We start from the raw sequence: 1,946 nt of genomic DNA on the forward strand, positions 1-1,946 counted from the left end.
ACACCAGACCGGCGAACAACATCCACACCCAGCTCCAACACCAACCACTCACCGCAAGATCACGAATCTACGTGAATGTTTACCAAACAGGCCCGGCAGCAATGGCAGGAGAAGATCAACGCGGTGGAACGCACCCTTGACGATCTGAGCCAGCGACGACGTCGACTTCTGAACACGCTCGAAACTACCGACGACCTCGAACCTGAGCTTCTCCAGGACATCAACCGCCGGTCAGCGCAGATCAGCAGCGAACAGGAAGTCAAACGACGCGACCTGGCTCACCTCCGCGCCCACCCGCCAGCCCAAGCGGGCAGCGACACGGACCTATTCGATCTCCTTGGAACCGTCACCCGCGCCGAGCTCACCCGCATGCCCGAGGAGTTTCTCAGGGGCCTCTTCGACGCTTACGGCCTCGAGATCATCTACGACGCACGAGTGAACCACGTCACATGCACGGTCGGCATCGACGAACACAACCTGGCCCTCGTCACCAGCGTGACCAGCGCCATGCAGAACACCCCCAACCCGGCCATCGGGTTGGGGGTGTTTGATGTGCGCTCGGAGGGACTCGAACCCCCAACCTTCTGATCCGTAGTTAGATTTGGATCTTCCGTCGACGTCTGTCAACGTCCGCCCTGCCTGCTGACCATGAGCGTTCCGTCCACCGGTGTCCGTCGACGTCCACCCGCGTCCAGCGGCTTGGCTGTCAACTTGGCTGTCACTCGTGCCACGGCTTGGACCACGTGATGGGCGCTCGACGCTGAGATCCGGGAGCATACTGGGAGGCATGGCGGAAGATCTTCTGGCGCTCGTCGTGGCCGACCCGACAGTCGGTCATGGGCAGGCGTGTATCCGGGGGACCCGGGTGCCGGTGAGTGTCGTGCTCGACTGCCTTGCCGACGGTATGTCCGACGGTGAGATCATCGCGGAGTACCCGTCGCTGACCGTGTCGGGGATCCGTGCGGCCGCTGCCTACGGGGCGCGTCTGGCGCGGGAGGATCTCGTGCCGCTTCGTACCGCGCCGTGAAGGTCAAGCTGGACGAGGGTCTCCCGGTCTCCCTTGCCGAGCGACTCGCCAAGCACGGGATCGACGCCGATACCGTGCTTGCGGAGAACCTGTCGGGCCGCTCCGATCCGGAGGTGCTCGCTGCTGCGGTTGCCGAGAACCGGATCGTGTTCACCCTCGACCGCGGCTTCGGGAACATCCGTGCCTACCCGCCGGGATCGCACAGCGGGATCGTGGTCTTCCGGCTTGACGACCAGTCGGCACGCGCCGTGATCGCGGCCGTCGAGGACCTGGTCACGCATCACGACCTCGCTGGGGCCGTGACAGTGGCGCACCGCGGCCTTCTCCGGATCCGTCGCGAGGGCGATTGACCCTCTCCGCCCGGGCTGGGACATCGCCTACGCAAAGCTCAGAGCCCCGCGCCGGAGTAGTGGCTGCGGGGCTCTGACCTGTCTCAACCTGACGTGCGCTCGGAGGGACTCGAACCCCCAACCTTCTGATCCGTAGTCAGATGCTCTGTCCGTTGAGCTACGAGCGCGATGTACCGCCGTGGTGGCCGGCGGTGCCAGCTTACAGCACCCGACGGATGGCACCGATCCTCCGAGGGGGATGTAGCTGTCTGTAGTTCATCCTGTGCTTCTTGTGTGGACAGCTGTGGGATCATCGTCGAATCGGCAGCTGCGGCGCCGGCAGGAGGAGTTGCCGGTGGGGCGCGCGGCGGACGGTCAACCGCTGACCGTCCGCCGCGTCGACGGCGGACCAGACCTCGGCGGGCAGCTCGCGCGCCCGCACCGGGAGGTGTGTGTCCGAGAGCATGACCAGACGCACCCCGCCAGTACCCGACGCGACGGCCACGGGAACGCCATCGTGCCCGATCGGGCGGGCACGTTAGCGCCCGCTGCCGAGAGGTCCTCATGGTCGAGCAGTCCTCATAGGGGAC

General features: G+C 65.5%; 4 protein-coding genes and 1 tRNA gene. 3 read left to right on the forward strand and 2 right to left on the reverse strand.

Annotated elements, in window-relative coordinates:
- Nucleotides 1-75 precede the first annotated feature (75 nt).
- The 3 genes from ACY5KJ_RS17815 (at nucleotide 76) to ACY5KJ_RS17825 (ending at nucleotide 1,377) form a co-directional block, all read left to right on the forward strand.
- Entirely contained in the window at nucleotides 76-588 is a 513-nt protein-coding gene (locus ACY5KJ_RS17815) for a hypothetical protein (protein WP_462203899.1), read from the forward strand.
- Between the two features lie 199 nt (nucleotides 589-787).
- Nucleotides 788-1,027 (forward strand): DUF433 domain-containing protein, encoded by a 240-nt coding sequence (locus ACY5KJ_RS17820; RefSeq protein WP_011434851.1) that lies wholly within the window; start codon nucleotides 788-790, stop codon nucleotides 1,025-1,027.
- On the forward strand, nucleotides 1,024-1,377 hold the full coding sequence (locus ACY5KJ_RS17825) for a DUF5615 family PIN-like protein (RefSeq protein WP_462188986.1): 354 nt from the start codon (nucleotides 1,024-1,026) through the stop codon (nucleotides 1,375-1,377). The genes ACY5KJ_RS17820 and ACY5KJ_RS17825 overlap by 4 nt, the downstream gene beginning before the upstream one ends.
- Before the next feature lie 94 nt (nucleotides 1,378-1,471).
- Here the strand turns inward: ACY5KJ_RS17825 and ACY5KJ_RS17830 are convergent.
- Together ACY5KJ_RS17830 and ACY5KJ_RS17835 are read right to left on the reverse strand one after the other, a co-directional pair.
- A tRNA-Arg gene (locus ACY5KJ_RS17830) sits at nucleotides 1,472-1,544 on the reverse strand.
- A gap of 122 nt (nucleotides 1,545-1,666) precedes the next feature.
- Nucleotides 1,667-1,861 (reverse strand): hypothetical protein, encoded by a 195-nt coding sequence (locus ACY5KJ_RS17835; RefSeq protein ID WP_462188987.1) that lies wholly within the window; start codon nucleotides 1,859-1,861, stop codon nucleotides 1,667-1,669.
- Nucleotides 1,862-1,946: the final 85 nt, after the last annotated feature.

It is taken from the genome of Frankia sp. CcWB3 (assembly GCF_977927595.1).